Annotated in this window: 3 protein-coding genes; all 3 read right to left on the reverse strand. The window is 63.8% G+C overall.

Annotated features, from left to right (window positions below; all coding sequences use genetic code 11):
- Nucleotides 1-9 precede the first annotated feature (9 nt).
- The 3 genes from AB7M23_RS18220 to AB7M23_RS18230 are packed head-to-tail and all read right to left on the reverse strand — an operon-like array spanning nt 10 to nt 23,856.
- Nucleotides 10-6,156, reverse strand: coding sequence for an amino acid adenylation domain-containing protein (locus AB7M23_RS18220; protein WP_454241593.1), 6,147 nt, complete (start codon nt 6,154-6,156; stop codon nt 10-12).
- Nucleotides 6,038-10,951: an amino acid adenylation domain-containing protein gene (locus AB7M23_RS18225; protein ID WP_454241594.1), complete on the reverse strand. Its 4,914-nt coding sequence runs from the start codon at nt 10,949-10,951 to the stop codon at nt 6,038-6,040. The genes AB7M23_RS18220 and AB7M23_RS18225 overlap by 119 nt, the downstream gene beginning before the upstream one ends.
- 2 nt (nt 10,952-10,953) lie before the next feature.
- A complete protein-coding gene (locus AB7M23_RS18230; RefSeq protein ID WP_454241595.1) occupies nt 10,954-23,856 on the reverse strand; it encodes a non-ribosomal peptide synthase/polyketide synthase in 12,903 nt (4,300 codons plus the stop codon).
- Nucleotides 23,857-23,874: the final 18 nt, after the last annotated feature.

A 23,874-nucleotide genomic window follows, 5' to 3' on the forward strand; every position in this document is an offset into this window, starting at 1 on the left:
AGTTCTGTCCTATTCCGCCAGCAGGGCTTCAAGTTCTTCAGTCGAAAGACCGTCGAGTTCCGCCAATGCCGCATGGATATCGTCTTGCAGTTCTTGGCGCGCAGCCTCGGCGTAAGGGCGCAATGCCTCGACATAACGGGCGAAGGCCTCAAGCTGTGGGTGTTCGAACAGCTCGCGCACACCAACGTCGAGATCGAACTCACGCTTGAGGCGTGAAACGGTCTGTACCGCCAGCAAGGAATGCCCGCCCCGTTCGAAAAAGTGGTCATCAAGGCCTACACGCTCCACGTCCAGTACCTGCGCCCAGATACGGGCAACAGCCTGTTCGGTATCGGTCTGCGGCGCCCGGTACTCGCGGCCTGCAGCAGCGTCCGGCTCGGGTAGCGCGCGACGGTCGAGCTTGCCGTTGGCGGTCAGTGGCAACGTCGGCAACACCACGATCTGTGCCGGGACCATGTACTCCGGCAGCCGTTCGTGCAGGTGGGCCTTGAGCTCGTCCTGAATCGCCAGGTCCGAGCTGGCGACATAACCCACCAGCCGGGGGCCACCGGCGCCCTCCTTGACCAGCACCGCCGCTTCGTTGACCTGCGGGTGGCTTTGCAACTGCGCTTCTATTTCCCCCAGCTCGATGCGGAAACCGCGAATCTTCACCTGCTGGTCGATACGCCCCAGGTATTCCAGGCTGCCATCGGACAGTCGCCGGGCCAGGTCGCCGCTGCGGTACAGACGTTGGCTGACATCGAACGGGCTGGCGATGAAACGTTCGCTGGTCAGTTCCGGGCGGTTCAGGTAGCCGCGGGCCAAGCCAGCACCACCGACATACAGCTCACCGGCAATGCCGACCGGTTGCGGATTGAGGTTGGCGTCCAGCACGTGCAGGCTGAGGTCGGCCAACGGCCGGCCAATTGGGCTCGGGCCTTTATGGGCAAGGTCTCTCTCGGTGATTTCGCGGTAAGTCACGTGCACCGTGGTCTCGGTGATGCCGTACATATTGATCAAGCGCGGCTGGCGATCGCCGTAGCGCTCGAACCACGGCCGCAGGCTTTCCAGTTCCAGGGCTTCGCCGCCGAAGATCACGTAACGCAGGCTCAACGGCGCCGTGTTTTTCTGCGCCAGCGGGATCAACTGACGGAACGCCGACGGCGTCTGGTTCAGCACCGTCACGCCCTCTTCGCTCAGGAGCTTGAGGAAGTCTTCCGGTGAACGGCTGGTGAAATACGGCACGATCACCAAAGAACCGCCGTGCACCAGGGCGCCAAAGATTTCCCACACCGAGAAATCGAAGGCATAGGAGTGAAACAGGGTCCAGATGTCGTCGTGGTTGAAACCGAAATCGCCCTGGGTGGCCTGGAACAGCCGCTCGACGTTGCGCTGGGTCAACTGCGCGCCTTTCGGCTTGCCGGTCGAGCCAGAGGTGTAGATCACATAGGCCAGTTGCTCAGGGTCGATGGTGACCTGTGGTGCGCTCGACGATTCTGCAGAAAGGTCCAGGGTATCGAGTGCCAACACCTGTACCGGCAACTGCAGGTCCAGGCTGGACAGGCTGATCACCTGTTGCAGGCCGGAGTCCTCGACCATGTAGGCCAGCCGCTCCGCCGGGTAGTCAGGATCCAGCGGCACGTAGGCACCGCCGGCCTTGAGCACGGCCAACAGAGCGACGATCAGCTCCGCTGAACGAGGCAAGGCCACGCCGACCAGCACATCGCTGCCCACACCGAGGCTCACCAAGCGATGGGCCAGTTGATTGGCACGTTGCTCCAGCTCGGCGTAGCAGAGGCTGACGCCCTGATGACGGATCGCCACGGCGTCAGGGCGTAACGCCGCCTGCGCGGCAATACGGGACGATACCGGCACGAACGCCGGGAAGTGTTGCTGCACTGCGCTCCAGTGCACCAGTTGTTGACGCGCGGTGACGTCATTCAGCTCCAGCCGCCCAAGCGGTTGCGCGGCATCGCGGGCCATACCGAGCATCAAGTAGCACAGTTGTGCCATCAGCTGCTGCACGGTTGTGTCATCGAATGCCGCACGGTCATGGCTACAGGCCAACGCCAATGCTTCACCCAGGTTAACGGTCAGGGCCAATGGGTAGTTGGTCATCTCCAATTGATCGACAGGGCCGAACTGCAGGGCCTGGTCCTGATGCTGGCGCAACGCCTGATCCACCGGGTAGTTTTCGAACACCACCAGCGTATCGAACTGCGCTTGCCCGCCTTGCCCAGCCCAGCCCTGTATCGCGTACAGCGGCGTGTGTTCATGCTCGCGCATGGCCAGGTTGTCGGTTTGCAGGGCGCGCAAGTAGTCGCCCACCGCCTGTTCGGCGAGCGGCTGCTGAATGACCGGCAATGTGTTGATGAACAGGCCCAGCCAGGACTCGACCCCTTCCAACTGCGTGGGGCGACCCGCTACGGTGACGCCGGCGCACACATGCTCAAGGCCCGTGTAGCGCTGCAGCAAGAGCAACCATGCACCCTGTACCAAGGTGTTGAGCGTGATCCGCTGGCGCTGTGCAAATTCGCGCAGACGATGTGTTTCGTCTTTGGTCAGCACCCGTGCGCATGCGCCATAACCGCTTTCCTGGCTCTGGGAGACAGCACTGGCCAACAGGCACGGTTCGTCCAGTGGCGCCAGCCGTGCACGCCAAAAGTGCTCACTGGCCTCAACATTCTGCTCTTGGAGCCAGTCGATGTAGTCACGGAAACCGCCTTTGACCGGTTTCAGTGCCAAGGGATCCGCGTAGTGGCGAAGTACCTCGCCAATCAGTTGGGCGTTGCTCCAGCCATCGAGTAACAGGTGATGGCTGGTCCAGATCAGTCGATGACGCTGGTCGCTGACGCGCACCAGGCACAAGCGCAGCAAGGGTGCGCGCTGCAAATCGAAGCCACGGGCGTGCTCTTCGCGTGCAACCTGTACCAGCGCCTTCTCGTCAACGGCGAGTTCACGCCAGTCGAGCACCTGCATCGGCACCTGTAACTGACGATGAACCACTTGTACCGGCGCTGGCAGGTCTTGCCAGGCAAAGCCCGTGCGCAGGATCGCGTGACGCTCCAGTGCAGCCTGCCAGGCGGCGCGGAAACGCTCGACATCTAGGCCGTCGATATCAACACACAGTTGGTTGATGTAAGTACCGGCGTGCGGTGCGAACAATGAGTGGAACAACAGCCCTTGCTGCATAGGCGACAGCGGGTAGATGTCTTCAATTTCACGTGGTGGGACGGCCAGGCCATCGAGTTGCGCCTGGGTCAGTTGCGCCAGTGGAAAATCACTGGGCGTCACACCGCAGGCCATTGGGCTCATGCAGTGATCAAGCAAGCGGATGAGTTCGCGCTGGTAATCGTCCAACAGCACCTGTAACCGGGCACGACTGAAACGGGCAGCGTCAAAGCGCCAACTCAAGCGCAACTCGCCGGCATACACCTGGCTGTTGATTTCCAGCGCAGCCAATGCGGGCGTACCCGCCCCCTGCTCCACCCCTGCCGATTCACTGGCGGGGTGCAGCAGGTCGTCGGCACCGAAACTGGCGTCGAACTGCCCCAGGTAGTTGAAGGTGACCTGTGCCGCAGGCAACTCATGCAACTGCGCGGCCCTTGCCAAGTAACGCAGGGCGCCATAACCAACACCTTTATGCGGCACCTGACGCAGGGTCTCTTTGCTCGCCTTCAGCGTCGTCGCCAGATCGCTGTGAGCGCCAAGGCGAACCGGGTACAGGCTGGTGAACCAACCAACGGTGCGGGTCAGGTCGAGGTCCGCGAACAACGCCTCGCGGCCATGGCCTTCCAGATCAACCAACACGCTAGGCTGACCGCTCCAGGCGCACAAGGTCCGGGCCAGGGCCGTCAGCAGCAGGTCATCAATGCGTGTGCGGTACGCCGCGTTCGCGGTTTTCAGCAACTGGGCGGTGCGGGCCTTGTCCAGGGTCAGGGTCAGGCTTTCGATACCGCCGCCGGGGGTGCCGTCCTCCGGGAACTGATCCACGGGCCCGGCCAACTGCTGTTGCCAGTAGGCCACTTCCGTTTGCAGCACCTCGCCGTGGGCAAAGGCTTCCATCTGTTCGGCCCAGTGCTTGTAGGCGCTGGTCTTGGCTGGCAATGGTTGCCCGGCATAGGCCTGCTGCAGATCCTCCAGCAGAATGCGCCACGACACACCATCAACCACCAGGTGATGCACCACCAGAAGCAAGCGGGCCGTCCCATCGGCCAGCCGCATATGCACGGCGCGCAGCAGTGGGCCGTCTTGCAGGTTCAGGCTGGCCTGAGCTTCGTCGCAATGGGCGGTGATTTCTGCGGCAGAAGCCGCTTGGCGCTCCCACAACACGCCCTGTTCGTTCGGAGTTCGATGGTGTTGAACCCAGCGGCTCCCCTCCTGTCTCCAGCTCATGCGCAAGGCGTCATGGTGCGCCACCAAGGCCTGCAAGGCGCGGTTCAGCGCCTGGCTGTCCAGCGGTTGCACGGCCTTGAGCAGTACCGACTGGTTCCAGTGGTGCCGCTGAGGAATCGGCTGTTCAAAGAACCAGGCCTGAATCGGCGTCAGCGGCACTGCGCCACTGACCGGGCCCTGGTCAATGACCAACCCGCCGTCCAGCGGTTTGGCCTCACGCGCCAGGGCTTGCAGAGTCTGGTGTTGAAACAGGTCTTTGGGGGTCAGCGCCAAACCGGCCTGCCGCGCACGGCTAACCACCTGGATCGAGACGATGGAGTCGCCACCCAGCTCAAAGAAGTTGTCGTGCAACCCGACCTGCTCCAACCCCAACACCTGCTGCCAGATAGCAGCCAGTGCACGTTCTTCCGGCGTGCCCGGTGCCTGATAAACCTGGCTCTCCCACACCGGCTCCGGCAGGGCCTTGCGGTCCACCTTGCCATTCGGGGTCAGCGGGAAGCGCTCCAGCACCAGGATCTTGCTCGGTACCATGTAGTCCGGCAGTTGCTGCCTCAATTCAGCGAGCAAGGTTTCAGCCAGGCTGTCATCCGCCGCAGCGACCACATAGCCCAGCAGATGCTTGCCATTGACCGCTACCAACGCTTCGCGAACCGCAGCATGGGCCAGCAGGCAGGCTTCGATTTCACCCAGTTCGATGCGGTAACCGCGCAACTTGATCTGCTGGTCGATACGCCCCAGGTATTCCAGTTGCCCGTCATGACGACGGCACACACGGTCACCAGTACGGTACAGGCGGCCACCGGTGCTCGAGAACGGGTCGGGGATAAAACGTTCGGCGGTCAGGTCCGGGCGCTGGTGGTAACCTCGCGCGAGCCCTTCGCCCCCTATGTACAACTCGCCGATCACGCCCGTCGGAACCGGGTTGAGGTCGGCATCGAGAATATGCGCCTGACGCGCCCCGACCACATCACCCAATGGCGCATAGGCGCGCGTTGACGGCCGACCATCGGCCTGCCAGAGCATCGGCGTGATGACGCATTCGGTCGGGCCGTAGCCATTGATCAACTGGCAACCCAGCGTCTGCTGGAGCAGGCTCAGGATTTGCGTTGGCACCGCTTCACCACCCAAGGTGCAGAGGCGAACCGCCAGCTTCCGCGGTTCACCGCGCAGGGTGTCGCCCAACTGCTGGGCATAGGACGGCGGCAGATCAAGCAGGCTGACCCGCTCGCTGTCCAGCACCTGCAACAAACGCTCGATGCCCCATACATCCTGCCCGCGCATCACCACCCGTGCCCCAGCGGCCAGCGGCAGCAACCACTGCTCGGCGGCGGCATCGAAGCCCAGCGAGGCGAACAGCAACATCGCATCATCCCGCGTCACCTGATAGATACCCTGCATCGCCGCCAAGTGACCGGCCAATGCACCATGGCTGACAGCCACAGACTTGGGCTTGCCGCTGGAACCGGAGGTATAGATCAGGTAGGCCAACTGCCCGGAATGCACCGTGACCTGGGGTTGGCTGTTGGATTCATGTTGCAGGTCCATCCGGTCCAGCACGTAGGCGCCAATACCCGTCGGCAGGCTCATCTCGGTCAGCGCTTCAGCCAGCACCCACTCAAGACCGGCTTCATGGGCCATAAGCGTCAGGCGCTCGACCGGCAATTCAGGGTCCAGCGGCAGGTAGGCAGCGCCGGCCTTGAGCACGGCCAGCATGGCGATCAAGGCGCGTGGCGTGCGCTGGCAGCAACACGCCCACGGGCTGCTCCGGCTGCAGTCCGTCACGGAGCAAGCGCTGAGCCAACTGGTTGCTGTGCGCATCCAGTTCAGCAAAGCTCATGTGCAAGCGTTTACCGTGCTCATCCCAGACCAGTGCCACCGCATCCGGCCGCTCAACCGCGTGTTGCGCGATGCGCTGATGAATGGGCAGTGCACCGCTGTAGCGGCTGGCGACTGCCGGTAGCTGACGCTCGGCGGGCAGTAGCAGGTCCAGGCCTGCCAGCGGTGCGCGAGGCTGGGCCAGCAGTTGCCCAAGCAAGCGCTCGAAGCGCTCAGCAAGACGGGCAATGCTCCGTGCTTCGAACAGTTCGACGGCGTAGGTAAAACTCAACTGCAATGAACCGTCCGCCGCCTCCAGGCTGTCCAGAATCAGTTCAAATTGCGCGTTACCCACGTGGTTGGGCAGCACTTCGGCGCTCAAGCCTGGCAACTGCCGTAAACCCTCTGCGGTTTCACGCTGATGGTTGAACATCACCTGGAACAACGGCGTACGGCTCAGGCTGCGCTCCGGTTGCAGCGCGTCCACCAGCCGCTCAAAGGGCACGTCCTGGTTCGCCTGGGCTTCAAGGCCAAGGGCATTGACCTGCTGCAGCAGTTGCGCGAAGCCCTCGCGCCCATCGACCTGAATACGCAGCACCTGGGTGTTGACGAAAAAGCCGATCAGGCCTTCGAGTTCCAACCGGTTACGGTTGGCTTGAGGAATACCGATGCGCAGGTCACGCTGGCCACTGTGCCGATACAGCAGCCAGGCATAGGACGCCAGGAGCAGCTGAAACAGCGATGCCCCGTGCTGCCCGGCCAATGCGCGCAAGCGTGTGCCGAAGGCGGCTGGCAAGGTCAGTACATGCTTGGCACCGCGCAGACTCGGCATTGCCGGGCGCGGATGGTCCAGCGGCAACTCCAGCAACGGCTGCTCGCCGCCCAGCCTGTCACACCAGTACGCCAGTTGTTCGGCGACCTGTGGGCCGTCCAGCCGCTGCTGTTGCCACAGCGCGTAGTCGGCATACTGCAGAGAAAGCGCTGGCAAACGCGCGGCGCGGCGCTCCTTGGCGGCGCGATACAGTTCGGCAAACTCCTCGATCACAATGCCCATCGAGGCACCGTCGGTGATGATGTGATGCAGGGTCACCAGCAACACCCAGCGGTCGTCCGCACGTTCCAGCAGGGTCACGCGCAACAATGGCCCATTGCCCAGATCAAACGGGCGCAAGGCTTCACGCCGGGCTTCTTCGAGTACGGCGGTGAACGACTGCCCATGCATCGGTACACGGGTGATGGAAATGGGTCGAGGCTCATCAATCAGCTGTTGCGGTTGGCCAGCGGCGTCGAGCGCAAAGCGTGTGCGCAGGCTTTCATGACGCGCCACCAGCGCGTCGAACGCCTGCTGCAGCGCCTGATGATCAAGCGTGCCCTGCAGTTGCAACGCAGCCGGAATGTTGTAGGCCGCGCTATCAGGCTCCATCTGCGCGAGGAACCACAGGCGTTGCTGTGCGGCCGATAACGGCAACACTGATGGTCGAGGTGCAGCCCTTAACGGTGCCTGCGCCGCAACCTGTTCAGGCAACTGTGCGACAGCGCTGGCAAAGCCGGAAAGGTCAGCGGCTTCAAACAGGCAACGCAACGGCACTTCACGCTTGAGTTGCCGACGAATGCGGCTGATCACCTGGGTTGCCAACAGCGAATGGCCACCCAGCTCAAAGAAATTGTCGTCCAGCCCTACCCGTTCAACACCCAGCACCTGCGCCCAGATCCCGGCCAGGCTGATCGCAGGCTCGCTGTCGGCGGCTCGCCATGCGCGGGCCTGCCATACCGGCTCAGGCAAGGCCAGCCGGTCGATCTTGCCATTGGGTGTCAGCGGCAGTTGCTCCAGCACCACGATCTGCACGGGCACCATGTACTCGGGCAGACTGCGACGCAGTTCGGCTTTAAGGGTTTCGGCCAGCGTTTCCCCCGCTGAAGCCGCGACATAACCGACCAGGCGCGTGCCAGCGGCGGCTTCTCGGGCCAGCACCACGGCAGCACGCACCTCGGCGTTGGCCAGCAGTTGCGCTTCGATTTCACCCAATTCAATGCGGAAGCCGCGAACCTTGACCTGATGGTCGATACGTCCGAGGTACTCCAGGACGCCATCGCGCCGCCAGCGCACCAGATCGCCTGTGCGGTACAAACGCGCCCCCGGCTCACCGAACGGGTCTGGCACAAAGCGCTCGGCGGTCAGGTCCGGGCGTTGATGGTAACCACGGGCCAGGCCTGCGCCGCCGATGTACAACTCTCCGGTGATGCCGACTGCAACCGGCTCAAGACGCGCATCGAGTACATAGGTCGAGGTCGCGGCGATGGGCCGGCCAATGGGTTGGTTCGCCGGGCTGACGGCGCGCATCGCTTGCGCGGTGGACCAGATGGTGGTCTCGGTGGGACCGTACAGGTTCCATAGCCGGGCACCGTTACTGCCCAGCGCTTCGGCCAGATCGCGCGGCAAGGCCTCTCCCCCGCAGATCAGGGTGTGCCGCGATGACGGCTGCCACCCGCTTTCCAGCAGGATGCGCCATGTCGCCGGGGTTGCCTGCATGACGTCGGCCTTTTCCAGCGCGGCTTGCAGCGCCAGGCCATCGCGGGCCTGTTCGGCACTGGCCAGCAGCACGCAGGCGCCACGCGTCAGCGGCAGGTACAGCTCCAACGCGGCGATATCGAACGACAGCGAGGTCACCGCCAGCCAGGACTGACCGGCAGCGATGCCCGGTGCCTCGGCCATCGATTGCAGGAAGTTGCTCAATGCGCCATGACGGACCATCACCCCCTTGGGTTTGCCGGTGGAGCCCGAGGTGTAGATGACGTACGCCAACTGCTCCTCAGCCACGGCAATGTTCGGGGCCGTGCTCGGCTCTGCGCCGAGGTCCAGTGTGTCCAGATGCAAGGCCTGGATCCCTTGCGCCACGTTCAGGCGATCTGCGACCACGGTGCTGGTCAATAGCAGCTCCAGGCCCGAATCTTCGATCATGTAGGCCAGGCGCCCCGCCGGGAACTCCGGGTCCAGCGGCACATAGGCAGCACCGGCCTTGAGCACGGCGAGTAACGCCACTAGCAGATGGGGAGATCGCTCCAGCGAGACCCCTACCCGCGCATCGGGGCCAACGCCCAGTGCCAGCAGCCGATGCGCCAGACGATTGGCCCGTTGCTCCAGCTCGACAAAGCTCAGGGTTGTGCCCTCGGCAACCAGCGCAGGTGCATCCCCCTGGCGTGCGGCGCAGGTTTCAATCAGGCGGTGCACCGCTGTCAGTTCCGGGAAGCTGCGGGTGTTGTTGGCCAAGGCCACGATGCTGCGACGCTCGTCCTCGTCGAGCAATGGCACCGCGTCCAGTGCACAATCCGGGGTCTGCGGCAGCACCTGCAACAGGCGCAGGAAGTGTCGCGCGAGCTGCTCAATACTGGCCGCGTCAAACAGGTCAGTGGCGTAGCCGAAGGTCAGCCGCAAGACGCCAGCGCTGTCCTCCTCACTGTCCAGGTTGAGGTCGAACTGCGCGTTACGGCTTTCACGCTCGAACGGCTCGACACGCAGCCCCGGTAACCGAGCCAGGGCATCAAGGTCACGACGCTGATGGTTGAACATCACCTGGAACAGCGGGTTGTGGCTCAAGCTGCGCTCAGGTTGCAACGCTTCGACCAGTTGCTCAAACGGCAGGTCTTGATGTGCCTGTGCCCCAAGGGCCGCTTGCTTGACCTGTTCAAGCAAGTGGGCGAAGCCCTGTTCGCCGTCCACCTCACTGCGCAACACCTGGGTGTTGACGAACAAACCGATCAACCCTTCACATTCCAGGCGCTGACGGTTGGCGATAGGCACGCCAATACGCAGGTCCCGCTGACCACTGTAGCGATACAACAGGACCTGAAACGCCCCGAGCAGCACCTGAAACAGGGTACAGCCGTGACGCTGGGCAAACTGACGCAGCTCATCGCTGAGCGCCGCCGGTACGACCAGCGCATGTTTGCTGCCACGGTAATCGCGCACTGCCGGGCGTGGGTGGTCGGCGGGCAGTTCGAGCATCGGCTGACGCTCACCCAGTTGGTGCCGCCAGTAGGCCAGTTGGCGATCCTGCTCACCCGCTTCCAGCCAACTGCGCTGCCACAACGCGTAGTCACGGTACTGGATCGTCAAGGCCGGGAGTTCGGGCTCGCTGCCGGCGCTGAACGCTGCATAGGCCTTGGCGAACTCGTCGATCAGTACCTTCATTGACCAGCCATCGGCGATGATGTGGTGCAGGGTTACCAACAGCACCTGCTCGTCATCGGCCAGACGCAGCAGGCCAACCCGCAGCAACGCGTCGTGTTGAAGGTCGAACGGCGTCAGGGCCTCGAGCGTGGCCGCGTCTCGCGCAGCGCCTTCACGTTTAGCGGCCGGCAAATCGCGCAGGTCCTGCTCGCGGATGTCCAGCGGTTGCTGGTTCAGCACGATCAACTGTGGCTGATCATCGTGACCACGCTGAATACGGCTGCGCAGTGTTTCATGACGCGCAACGATCCGCTCGAACGCACGCTGCAGGGCGGCACGGTCCAGTGTGCCGCTCAGGCGCAGCGAACCGGCGATGTTGTAGGCACTGCTCTGCGGCATCAATTGTGCGAGGAACCACAGGCGTTGCTGCGCGTATGACAGTACCCCACTGTGAGCACCGATCCCCGCAGGGATCGGCAGCAGGTTGAGGTTAAGGTTCTGTTCCCCCAAGCGTTGGAAAAACACCCGACGTTTCTCACCGGGCAGCGCCATGAAGCGCTGTGCCAGTTCTAGCGCGACAGTCTGGTCAAGCATGTTCAGTCAATCTCCAAATCGGTGAGAAGTGCTGCCATCCGGCGTGCGGTGTCGGCGTTCAACGCCTGGCTGTGGCAGGCATCGACCTGCGCGCAGAAACGCGTCAGGGTGGTGGCTTCAAAAAGCTCGCGTAGTGCAACCTGAGTACCCAACTGCTGTTGCACACGGGAAATCACCTGGGTTGCCAGCAGCGAGTGGCCGCCCAGTTCAAAGAAGTCATCGTCCAGGCCGACCCGCTCAACGCCTAACAGCTCGGCCCACAGGCCGGCTACAGCCCGCTCGGTATCGGTCTGCGGCGCCCGGTACTCGCGGCCTGCAGCAGCGTCCGGCTCGGGTAGCGCGCGACGGTCGAGCTTGCCGTTGGCGGTCAGGGGCAAGCTCGCCAACACCACGATCTGTGCCGGTACCATGTACTCCGGCAGCCGTTCGTGCAGGTGGGCCTTGAGCTCGTCCTGAATCGCCGGGTCCGGGCTGGCGACATAACCCACCAGCCGGGGGCCACCGGCCCCATCCTTGACCAGCACCGCCGCTTCGCTGACCAGGGGGTGGCTTTGCAACTGCGCTTCGATTTCACCCAGCTCGATGCGGAAACCACGAATCTTCACCTGCTGGTCGATACGCCCAAGGTATTCCAGGCTGCCATCGGACAGGCGCCGGGCCAGGTCGCCGCTGCGGTACAGCCGCTGGCTGGCATCGAACGGGCTGGCAATGAAACGTTCGCTGGTCAGTTCCGGGCGATTCAGGTAGCCACGGGCCAAGCCGGCACCACCGACGTAGAGCTCACCGACAATGCCGACCGGTTGCGGGTTGAGGTTGGCGTCCAGCACGTGCAGGCTGAGGTCGGCCAACGGTCGGCCAATCGGGCTCGGCCCCTTATGTGAAAGGTCTTGCCCGGTGATTTCCCGGTAGGTCACATGCACCGTGGTTTCGGTGATGCCGTACATGTTGATCAAGCGCGGCTGGCGATCGCCGTAGCGTTCGAACCACGGTCGCAGGCTTTCCAGTTCCAGGGCTTCGCCGCCGAAGATCACGTAACGCAGGCTCAACGGCGCCGTGTTTTTCTGCGCCAGCGGGATCAACTGACGGAACGCCGACGGCGTCTGGTTCAACACCGTCACGCCCTCTTCGCTCAGGAGCTTGAGGAAGTCTTCCGGTGAACGGCTGGTGAAATACGGCACGATCACCAAAGAACCGCCGTGCACCAGGGCGCCAAAGATTTCCCACACCGAGAAGTCGAAGGCGTAGGAATGGAACAGGGTCCAGACGTCGTCTTGGTTGAAGCCGAAATCGCCCTGGGTGGCCTGGAACAGCCGCTCGACGTTGCGCTGGGTCAACTGCGCGCCTTTCGGCTGACCGGTCGAGCCCGAGGTGTAGATCACATAGGCCAGTTGTTCCGGGTCGATAGTCACCTGTGGTGCGCTCGACGATTCTGCAGAAAGGTCCAGGGTATCGAGCGCCAACACCTGTACCGGCAACTGCAAGTCAAGACTGGACAGGCTGATGACCTGTTGCAGGCCGGAATCCTCGACCATGTAGGCCAGCCGCTCCGCCGGGTAGTCCGGATCCAGCGGCACATAGGCACCGCCGGCCTTGAGCACGGCCAACAGGGCGACGATCAGTTCCGCTGAACGAGGCAAGGCCACGCCGACCAGCACATCGCTGCCCACACCGAGGCTCACCAAGCGATGGGCCAGTTGATTGGCACGTTGCTCCAGTTCGGCATAGCAGACACTGACGCCCTGATGACGGATCGCCACGGCGTCAGGGCGCAACGCCGCCTGCGCGGCAATACGGGACGATACCGGCACGAACGCCGGGAAGTGTTGCTGAACTGCACTCCACTGCGCCAACTGCTGCCGCTCGGTAGCGCTGTTGAGCTGCACCCCACCCAGCGCTGTGTCACTGCCAGCCACCAGTTGTTTGAGCACCTGCAGCCAATGTGCGCCCAGCCGCTCAATGGTCGAGTGTTCGAAGCGTTCGGCGGCATACAACAGGCGTACGTGAACCACACCGTCAGTGTTTTCTTCGGTGTCCAGCACCAGGTCAAATTGAGCACTGCGCTCAGTCAGTTCCAGGCGTTCAAAGCCGAGCCCGGCGCGTTGCGCCAGGCCGGCGATATCGCGGCGCTGGTGGTTGAACAACACCTGAAACAGCGGGTGCGTCCCGGGTGTGCGCTGGCTGACCAGCGTCTCCACCAACTGCTCGAACGGCACGTCGGCGTGGGCCTGGGCGTTGAGGGTGACATCCCGGGCCTGGCCCAGCAGTTCGCCAACCGTCTGCACAGCAGCCAATTGCAGGCGCAGTACCAGCGTGTTGATCAAACAACCCACCAGCCCCTGGCTTTCGCCCTGTTCGCGGCCACTGACCGGCAAGCCGATGCGCACATCGTGTTGCCCGCTGTACCGCTGCAGCAGCAGACCGAAACCGGCCAGCAGCACATGGAACAAGGTACAGCCATTGGTTTGCGCGGTGTGGCGCAGATCCGCGAGCAATGCCCCGTCCAGCGTAAAGCCATGGCAGGCGCCACGCCCCTCCGACAGTTCCGGGCGGGCACGGTCATACGGCAGGGCCAGCGGTTCGCCCGCGTCCTCCAGTTGCGCGGTCCAGTAACCCAGTTGGCGTTGCATCTCGGCGCCATCCAGACGCTGACGCTGCCAGGCGACGTAATCGACGTAGTCCCACGCCAACACAGGCAACTGCGCAGTCCGCCCAGCCTTGGCGGCGGCGTAGCACTCACCCAGTTCGTCCATCAACAATGCCATGGACCAGCCATCGGCGATCAGGTGATGCAGGCACACCAGCACGACGTGGCGGTCCTGTTCAAGCTGCATCAGCGTGACCCGCAGCAACGACGCATGCTCCAGATCGAATGGACGGGCGATCTCGTCGGCGGCTATCTGATGCACTGCCGCAAGGCGTTGCCCCGGCGTTACATGACTCACGTCGACATCGCGCCACTGCGGTCTGCGCCCAGCGACGATCCTGAGTCGCGGTTGCCCAGCCTCATCGAAAAACGCGGCGCGCAGCATTTCATGGCGTTCCGCCAATTGGGCAAAGGCCTGGCGCAAGGCGTCATGCTGCAGTTCGCCGCTCAGTTGCAAGGCACCGGCAATGGTGTAGGCACTGCTTTGTGGGTCCAGTTGCGCCAGGAACCACAGCCGTTGTTGCGCCGCGGACAGGGGCAAGACGCCCGTGCGCGGTAGCCGGGGAATAGCCGGCGCCTCGGGTGCGGCCAAGGCCGTCGGCGCCGGTTGCAATGCCGCCAGGGCAGCAATGGTCGGCATGGCGAACAACTGTTTCGGTGTCAGCTTCAAGCCACGTTTTCTGGCACGGGCAATAATCTGCAGGCTCAGGATCGAGTCGCCGCCCAGTTCAAAGAAATTGTCGTCACGACCGACCTTGTCGCACTTGAGCACCGCCTGCCAGATCTCGGCCAGGAGGGTTTCGTGCTCGCCTTGCGGGGCCGCGAAGTGCTGCGTGGGGCTGGCCTCGGCCGGTGCGGTCGGCAAGGGCAAGGGCAAGGGCAAGGGCAAGGCGTTTCGATCGAGCTTGCCATTGGCATTCAATGGCAAACGCTCGAGCAGGATCAGTCGGGCCGGCACCAGATAGTCCGGCAGGTGCTGTGCAACGTGCTCGCGCAGGCTGGCCAGGTGCAGGTGTGTACCTGTTTCTGCTACCAGATAGCCCAGTAATTGCGGATGTTCATCGGCGTTCAGGCTGGCCAGTCGCACCGCAGCGGCCGCGACCCCCGGTAATGCACTCAAGCAGGCGGTGATGTCACCCAGTTCGACGCGGTTACCGCGAATCTTCACCTGATCGTCAGTGCGGCCGAGAAACTCCAGTTGCCCCTCACGCAGGCACACACGATCCCCCGTGCGGTACAGCCGCTCGCCCGGGAATGCAGGCGCGAAGACAAAGCGCTCAGCGGTCTGCCCGGCTTGCCCCAGGTACCCTCGCGCCAGGCAGCGACCGCTGAGGTACAGCTCTCCCGGCTGCCCGGCGGGCAACAACCGTTGCTCGGCATCCAGCACCCGCGCAACCACGTTGGCCAGCGGCCGGCCCAACGGCAGGCGATCGGGTGTCGAGTGATCAGCGCCCAGTGCCCAGGTCAACACGCCCACCGTGGTTTCACTCGGGCCATAGTGATTGATGATCCGGCAATCCGGACGCAATGCGCGAATGCGTTCCAACAGCGCCCTGTCGCAGGCTTCGCCCCCTACGATCAGGGTATGGCCGGGCAGCACATCGGCTGCGCGCTCGGCGTGCAACAGGCCACGCAAGTGGCTTGGCACGATTTTCAATACCTCAACCTGATGGCGCGTCATGTACTCGGCGAAGCGGTCGGGGTCAAAGCGCCGCTCCTGCCCGGGCACATGCAGCAGGCCGCCGTTACACAAAGCGCCGAACAGCTGGGTATGGCCCAGGTCTGCAGCACTGGTCGACACCAGCGCCATGCTTGCCTCGGAGGGCAATTGCAGGCGTTCGAGAATGGCCTGTACATAGTTGGCCAATGCGCCATGTTCGACCAGAACGCCTTTAGGCTGCCCGGTAGAGCCCGAGGTGTAGATCAGGTAGGCGCCCTGCTCGGCGGACACGCTCAGTGCCGGGGCTTCGGCGCTCTGGCCACTCAGCTCAGCGCTGTCCAGCGCCAACAGCGGATGCGCGCAAGCCACGGCCAACGTTTGGGTGGCTGCGTGGCACAGCAGCAACGCCGCACCGCTACCGTCAAGCAGCCTGCCAAGGCGTTCAGCGGGCTGGCGACAGTCCAGCGGCAGGTACACCGCACCGGCCTTGAGGATGCCGAGCAAACCGATGACCAGGTCAACCGATGGTTCGACACACAGGCCAACCGGCGTTTCCGGGCATACACCGCGCTGGATCAGTGCATGGGCCAGGCGGTTGGCGGCCGCTTCGACCTCGGCGCGACTCAGCCGTTGCTGTTCGTCCTGTAGCGCAGGGGCATCGGGATTCAGGGCCAACTGTTCGGCCCAGCCATCGAGCACCGTCACCCACGGGAACTCACGAGTATCGCCGCGCAGTTCACTCAGCGCGTGCGCTGCATCGCCTGGTAGCACCACCGGCAGTTGCTGCACAGGCTGTTCAGGTTGGTTGGCCATGGCCATCAGCACCTGCCGCACTTGCAGCAGCAAACGTTCGATCTGCTGGGCGGTGAACGCAGCGCGTTGGAACGAGAACGTAAGGTGCAGTTGCTCGTCGAGGCTGGCGATCAGGCTCAACGGGTAGTTGTTACGCCCACATGCCGCTGCCTCGGCCGCCTGATCGTCGAGCAGGCTCAGTTTCAGGCCCGCCGGTTGCTGGCGCAGCACCTCGTCCAGCGGGTAGTTCTCGAACACCAGAATGCTCTCGAACAGTGCGCCGCTCTGCACGCCGTCGCCGGGACGGGCCATGCGCTGCACGTCGGCCAGTGGGCTGTGCTCCAGCGCACGCAAGTCCAGGTTGGTGCGCTGCAATGCTTGCAACCAGGTCGCCACCGATTGCTCCGTCGGCAGCTGGACCCGCAGCGGCAAGGTGTTGATGAACAGCCCGACCATTTCCTCGACCCCGGCCAGCGGCAAGCCGCGACCAGACACCGTGATGCCGAACAGCACATCGCTGCTGTTGGCATAGTGCCCCAGCAACACGGCCCAGGCGCCCTGCAACAGGGTGTTGATGGTAACCCCCAGACGCTGCGCCGCAGCACGCAGATGCGCGGTTTCACTGTTTGCAAAGGTGCTGCCGAGTTCGGCATACCCCTGTTGCCCGGATGCCGTTGAAAGGCGACCCGGCAGCGGCGTCGGCGCCGTCCAGTCGGCCAATTGCCCACGCCAGAAGTCCTGGCGAGCCGCTACGGATTGCCGTTGCAGCCAACCGATATAGTCGGCGTACGGCCGTGAACCGATCGCGCCTGCCCCGGCTGCATGGCCATGATAATGGCCCAGCACATCGCGCAGGATCAGGCCCATGCTCCAGCCATCAAGGGCGATATGGTGGTTGCTCCAGATCATCCACCATTGCTCTTCAGCAACATGTAACAGGCCCAGGCGTATTTCACCGGCACGGCGGAAATCGAAACCGGCACGGCGTTCCCCGTCCAGCAGGTCCTGACGGCGTTGGCGCTGCTCGCTCAGGCTCAGGCCGCGCCAGTCATGGGCCTGCAGAGTGACCCGGGCATGGCGCTGCACCACCTGCAACGGCATGCCGACTTCTTCCCAGTAATAGGCGGTACGCAATACCGGATAGCGCTCGGCAACCCGGGTCCAGGCCGCAATCAATGCCTCCTGGTCCAGCAGGCCTTCGATGAGGAAGCCACGCTGGTAGAAGTAGGCATCCTCGGCGCCGTCTTGCAGAGCGTGGAACAGCATGCCCTGTTGCAGCGGCGATAACGGATAGACGTCTTCGATTTCGCGGGCCGCCAACGGCAAGCTGTCCAGTTGCTCCTGACTCAGGCGGGTCAGCGGGAAATCGCTTGGCGTCACCCCGCCCGCCTCGGTGCTCAGGCAATGTTCGAGGACTTCGTGCAACGCCTCGGCGTAGCCGTCCAGCAAGGCCTGCACACTGGCAACACTGTGCTGCGTCGTGTCGAAGCGCCAGTTCAGGCTCAGCTCGGCGCCATGCACCTGGGCATTGATTTCCAGGCGCTTGAGCGAGGGGGCTTGCGCGCTCTGTACTTGCCCGCACGACTCCGCTGCCAAGACGAACAGCCCCTGCGCAGCGAAGCTGGCGTCCAGTTGGCCGAGGTAGTTGAAGGTCACCTGCGCAGCAGGCAACTCAGCCAGTTGGGACGCCCTCGCCAGATAACGCAGGGCGCCGTAACCGACGCCTTTGTTGGGCACCTGACGCAAGGCTTCCTTGATTGCCTTCAGGTTCTCGCCGATGCCTTCGAAACGCATCAAACGCTGTGGGTACAGGCTGGTGAACCAACCGACGGTACGGGTCAGGTCGAGGTCCGCGAACAGCGCCTCGCGGCCATGACCTTCCAGATCGATCAGCACGCTGGGCTGCCCGCTCCAGGCGCACAAGGTCCGGGCCAGGGCCGTCAGCAGCAGGTCGTCAATGCGTGTGCGGTACGCTGTGTTCGCGGTTTTCAGCAACTGGGCGGTGCGGGCCTTGTCCAGGGTCAGGGTCAGGCTTTCGATACCGCCGCCAGGGGTGCCATCTTCCGGGAACTGATCCACGGGCCCGGCCAACTGCTGTTGCCAGTACGCCACTTCCGTTTGCAGCACCTCGCCGTGGGCAAAGGCCTCCATGTGTTCGGCCCAGTGCTTGTAGGCGCTGGTCTTGGCTGGCAACGGTAACCCGGCGTAGGCCTGCTGCAGATCCTCCAGCAGGATGCGCCACGACACGCCGTCAACCACCAAGTGATGCACCACCAGCAGCAAGCGGGCCGTCCCATCGGCCAGCCGAATATGCACGGCGCGCAGCAGTGGGCCGTCTTGCAGGCTGAGGCTGGCTTGCGCTTCGTCGCAATGGGCGGTGATTTCAGCAGCAGAAGCCGCTTCGCGCTCCCACAGCAAGGCCTGTTCGTTCGGAGCTCGATGGTGTTGAACCCAGCGGCTCCCCTGCTGCTGCCAGCTCAGGCGCAAGGCGTCATGGTGCGCCACCAAGGCCTGCAAGGCGCGGTTCAGCGCCTGGCTGTCCAGCGGTTGCGCAGCCTTGAGCAGCACCGACTGGTTCCAGTGGTGCCGCTGAGGAATCGGCTGTTCAAAGAACCAGGCCTGGATCGGCGTCAGCGGCACCGCGCCACTGACCGGGCCCTGGTCAATGGCCAACCCGCCTTCCAGCGGTTTGGCCGCACGCGCCAGGGCTTGCAGGGTCTGGTGCTGGAATAGGTCTTTGGGCGTCAGCGCCAAACCGGCCTGCCGCGCACGGCTAACCACCTGGATCGAGACGATGGAGTCGCCACCCAACTCAAAGAAGTTGTCGTGCAACCCGACCTGTTCCAGCCCCAGCACCTGTTGCCAGATCGCAGCCAAGGCCAACTCTTCGACAGAAGTCGGCGCTTGGAAGGCCTGGCTTTCCCACACCGGTTGCGGCAGGGCTTTGCGGTCCACCTTGCCATTGGGAGTCAACGGGAAGCGTTCCAGAATCAGGATCTTGCTCGGCACCATGTAGTCCGGCAGTTGCTGTTTCAGCTCGCTCAGCAGGGTTTCAATCAGGCCATCATCGCGGTTCGACACCACATAACCCACCAGGCGTTTGTCGCGCAGCAGCACCACCGCCTCACCGACGTCGGCATGGGCCTGCAGCCGCGCTTCGATTTCACCCAATTCGATGCGGTAGCCGCGCAGCTTGACCTGTTGGTCGATACGCCCTAGATATTCCAGATTGCCGTCAGCCAGCCAGCGCACGCGGTCGCCGGAGCGGTACAAGCGGCCACCGGTGGCGGAAAACGGGTCGGGCACAAAGCGCTCGGCGGTCAGGTCTGGGCGCTGGTGATAACCACGGGCCAGCCCTTCGCCGCCAATGTACAGCTCGCCCGCGACACCCGGTGGCAGCAGGTTAAGGTTGGCATCGAGCACGTACAGGGTGCGGTTGCCGACCGCACGGCCGATGGGGGCATAGGGTGTTTCGCACGGTACATCGCCGTCTGCCCGCCACAGGGTCGGGGTGACGATGGTTTCCGTCGGCCCGTAACCGTTGATGATGCGCGGCGCTTTCAGGCCACGGCGCAGCAGCTCGAAGGTCCCCCGCGACACCGCTTCGCCGCCAATGGTGCAGGAGCGCAGCCGCAACGACTGCGGATGCGCCAAGGCCCACTCGGCCAGTTGATGGGCATAGCTGGTGGGGAAATAGGCCACGGTAACGTCTTGGTCCACCAGCGTCTGGTAGCTCTGCTCTGCCGAGATCAGCCCCGGGCCACGCAGCACCAACCGGGCACCGAACATCATCGGCGACAACCACTGCTCCACCGCGCCATCGAAACTGATCGAGGCAAAATGCAGGGCAATGTCGTCGGCGCTCATGCCGTACAGTTCCCCAGCAGCACGACAGTGCATGCTCAGGGCACCGTGCTCGACGGTCACGCCCTTGGGTTGGCCGGTCGAACCAGAGGTGTAGATCATGTAGGCGCGTTGCTGCGGGGCGACCGTGAGTAACGGCGCCTGTGTTGGCGCGCAGCTCAGGTCCAACTGGTCCAGGGCCACGACTTCGACGCCTTCCGGCCACGCCAGTGCAAGCGAAGCATCGCTCAGCACCCACTTCAGGCCCGCGTCCTTGACCATGTAGGCCAGGCGCTCGGCCGGGTACTCCGGATCCAGCGGCACGTAGGCGCCCCCGGCCTTGAGGATCGCCAACGGGGCGAGAATCAGTTCCAGCGAGCGGTCCAGCGCGACGCCAACCAGGGTTTCCCGGCCCACGCCCAGGGCGATCAAGCGATGGGCCAACTGATTGGCTCGCTGCTCCAGCTCAGCGAAGGTCAGCGAGCGCTCGCCGCACACCAGCGCCACGGCGTCGGGACGCAAGGCGGCTTGCTGGCTGATGGCCTCATGCACCAGCGGCAGGTGTGGCGTAACGCCCGCTGGCTGGCTCCAGGTGTGCAGTTGGCGATGCTCGTCGGCATTCAACAGGTCCAGCTCGGCCAGCGGTCGAAACGCCCGCTCAGGCAACTGCGCCAGCAGGGCCAGCAATCGCTCGGCGATACGCACAACGCTGCGCTCATCAAAGCGCTTGTGCGCGTAGCTGAAGGTCAACACAAGGCTGCCGTCGGCCTGTTCTTCACTGTCCAGGCTGAGGTCAAACGGGGCATCCCCGAGCAGCCGTTGCAGGCCCAGCAATTGCAGGCCCGGCAAGGCGTGCAAGGCACTGTGATCCTGTTGCTGGTGGTTGAATGCCACCTGGAACAACGGGTTGTGGCCCAGGCTGCGCTCAGGCGCCAAGGCGTCCACCAGTTGCTCGAACGGCAGATCCTGATGGGCCTGGGCATCCAGCACCTCGCTGCGCGACTGGCGCAACAGCGCAACAAAGCTTTGCTGTGGATCGACATCGGCACGCAGTACCAGTGTGTTGACGAAGAAGCCGACCACGCCTTGCAGCTCCCGACGCGGACGATTGGCCACTGGCACGCCGAGACGGATGTCACGCTGCCCACTCAAGCGTTGCAGCAAGGCCTGGAACGCGGCCAGCAGCAGCATGAACAGGGTGCTGCCTTCGCCCAGCGCCAGGCGCCTTAACAGTGCAACCCGCGTGGCCGGCACGACCACACTGTAACGGGACGCCAACAGGGATGACTGCTCGCCGATAACGCTATCGACAGGCAACTCCAGGAGCGGCTGTTCGCCGCCCAGGCGCGACGTCCAGTAGTTCAATTGCCGCTGCTGTTCGTCGTCACGCTCAAGGCGCAAGCGCTGCCAATCGGCAAAGTCGACGTAGCCCACCGGCAGCGCTGGCAAGGTCAACGCCGTGCGGTCGCAGGGCTGCTCGCAAAAATGCGTGTAGAGCCGGGCGAACTCGTCGATCAGCACGTGCATCGAGCTACCGTCAGCGATGATGTGGTGCAGGTTGACCAGCAGCAACGCCTCATCGTCGGCGCGCTGAAGCACCTGTACACGGATCAATGGCCCGCACTGCAGATCGAACGGCTCACGCATTGCCTGATCGGCTCGTCTGCGCAGTTGCTCCAGGCTGTCGGCAGGCCAATGGTTGAAGGTCACCTGCAAGGCATCGACAGGCAGCAGGCGCAACCAGGGTTGGCCATCGCGCTGCGGGAACTCACTGCGCAGGCTTTCATGACGGGCGAACAATTGGCCAAAGGCCTGCTGTAGCGCGAGGCGGTTCAATACGCCACGCAGGTGCAAGGTCGCGGCGATGTGATACGCGCTACTGTGCGGTTCCAGCTGAGCAAGGAACCACAATCGGCGCTGACCGAGGGACAACGGCAGCGCGCCGCTGCGCGGCAACCGGCTGATCACCTCCAAGGCCGGTCGACCGCTGGCCAGCACGGTGTCCAGCACCGCAGCGAACGCACGCAGGGTGGGCGCTTCAAACAGCAGGCGCGGCGCCAACTGGATGCCGAGTTCATCCTGCAGGCGGGCCAGGCCCTGCATGGCAAGAATGGAGGTGCCGCCCAGGGCAAAGAAGCTGTCTTCGGGTAACACCTGCTCGACCTTCAGCACGTCCTGCCACAGCGCGGCGACATGCGCTTCCCGTGGGCTCAAGGCGGCGGCTGGCGCGTTGCCCGGCTCGCGCACCTGATCGGTCGGGTAAGACGCATACACGTCATCGCTGCCGGCCAACCACAAGTGGCGGCAGGTCGAGCGCTGCACTTTGCCACTGGTGGTCTTCGGCAATGTCCCTGGCTGCAACAACAGAATCACACTGGCCGGTTCTTGATGGGCCAGCGCCACGCACTCGCGAATCGCGCTGAACAAGGCGGACGGCGTGACCCGCTTCTGAACCGCACGGCTGACTTCCACGGCAATGCCGATACCCTCGCGGCCATCGACCTGCACCGCAAACGCCGCCACACGGCCTTTGCGCAGCAGATCGACTTGATCCTCGAGGTTTTTTTCGATGTCCTGTGGGTACAGGTTATGCCCGCGAATTATGATCAGGTCTTTGCTTCGACCGCTGACAAACAACGTGCCATCGTGTACAAAGCCCAGGTCGCCGGTGCGCAGGAATGTCTGCTGGCCGTCGCTCACGAAGGCTGCTGACGTGGCCTCGGGATTGCGCCAGTAGCCGTGGGTAACACTCGGCCCGGCAAAGCAGACTTCGCCAACCTGCCCGTCGGCCAGCGCGTGCAGTGAGCCCGGCGCGGCGATGCGCACCTCGTGCTCGGCCACCGGCCCGCCACACCCCACCAGGCAATCGCCCTGTTCTACGGCAACGGCCTGCCCCTGCGCCAGTTGATCGCGCACGAAGTGCTCGGCGCGCAAGCCCTGGCCTCGTTGACCGGCGCTGACGAACAGCGTCGCTTCGGCCAGGCCGTAGCACGGGAACAGCGCTTGTGGGTCGAACCCATAGGGTTCGAATTTCTCGCAGAACGCTTGCAGGGTGTCATGACGCACGGGCTCGGAGCCCGAGAACGCCAGGCGCCAACCGCTGAGGTCAAGGCCGGCCAGGGCACTGTCACGCACCCGCTCGACGCACAGGCGAAAGGCGAAATCCGGCCCGCCGCTGACGCTGCCGCCAAAGCGCGACACCGCTTGCAGCCAGCGCAACGGGCGCTCAAGGAAGTGCCGGGGCGACATCAACACCACTTCGATGCCGCTGTAGATCCCTTGCAGCAGGCTGCCGATCAGGCCCATGTCGTGATACAGCGGCAACCAACTGACGATCACATCGCGGTCATGAATGCCGAAACCGCTGCGAATCGCCCGCGCGTTGGCAATCAGGTTGTCGTGACCGACCATCACGCCTTTGGGCGTCGAGGTAGAGCCGGAGGTGTACTGCAAAAAGGCCAGGCCGTCAGGATCAATGCACGGCGGCTGCCACAGCGAAGCCAGGGCCGGGTCGAGTACATCGACCGCCATCAGTTCAATGCCGGCCAGTGCCGGCAGATCGCGCTGTAGCGCTTGCAGGCCCGGCAGCAAGGCACTGTCGGTGAGGATGAAGCGTGGCTCGGCGTCGCCGATGATCGCCAGCAAACGCTCAAGGTGCTGTGGCTTGAGCGATTCGGGTGGGTAAGCCGGCACAGCGACACAACCGGCGTACAGGCAGCCGAAGAACGCCCCGACATAATCGAGGCCGCTGGGGAACAGCAAGACCGCCCGCTCACCGGCCCCTGCACTGCCCTGCAGGGCAGCGCCGACGCTACGGGCGCGTACATCCAACTGGGCGAAACTGCAGGTCTGGCTGGTTTCGTCGCCATCGACCAGCCAGCGCAGCGCGGTACGGGTAGGTTGCCGCTCGGCGAGGTATTGCAGGCGTTCGACGAAAGTGCTGTCCGCGGGAATTTGCACGCTCATTACATCACTCGCTAAGAA

It is taken from the genome of Pseudomonas sp. HLS-6 TE3448 (assembly GCF_053629555.1).

What these genes read in the sequence shown, in the direction of transcription:
- AB7M23_RS18225 (WP_454241594.1), bottom strand. Translation starts at nt 10,951, where the DNA reads ATGCTTGACCAGACTGTCGCGCTAGAACTGGCACAGCGCTTCATGGCG.
- AB7M23_RS18230 (WP_454241595.1), bottom strand. Translation starts at nt 23,856, where the DNA reads ATGAGCGTGCAAATTCCCGCGGACAGCACTTTCGTCGAACGCCTGCAA.